Consider the following 524-nt stretch of genomic DNA (forward strand, 5'->3'; position numbering starts at 1 on the left):
CTGTGGCCACATAGATAACGGTAGCACCTTCCATCCGCAACGTATCCGCAACGGCCTTTTGATTATCAATAACGATACTGTTTTCCTGCATAGCCAGTTCATTACCAATAACAACCCGTTGACCTTCGACATCGCCTGAGACACCTTTACCCGACGGCGCATTGAAATGAGTGACTGCGGGTATTGCGATCCCCTTTTCCTGTGCTGCTTTAACTACTGCCATACCCAGCGGATGCTGCGAGCCTTTTTCCACTGCGGCCGTTACACGCAAAAGAGATGTTTCCCCACCCGGATTGAGACTGATAATCCCTGTCACCGTCGGCGAACCTTCCGTGAGCGTGCCTGTTTTGTCGACAACCAGCGTGTCCACTTTTTCAAGACGCTCAAGGGCTTCGGCATTCTTAATTAACACCCCGGCCTGGGCTCCTTTGCCCACCCCCACCATTATCGACATCGGCGTGGCCAGCCCCAGCGCGCAGGGACAGGCAATAATCAGGACCGACACAGCCGCAATGAGACCGTGC

1 protein-coding gene is annotated in these 524 nt (G+C 54.0%); it reads right to left on the bottom strand.

Annotated features, from left to right (window positions below; translation table 11 throughout):
- On the bottom strand, window positions 1–524 hold a 524-nt coding region (locus tag BV390_RS30460; RefSeq protein WP_139156029.1), incomplete at both ends, for an HAD family hydrolase.

This window comes from Klebsiella sp. YJ (assembly GCF_002108615.1).
GTDB lineage: Bacteria > Pseudomonadota > Gammaproteobacteria > Enterobacterales > Enterobacteriaceae > Klebsiella > Klebsiella planticola.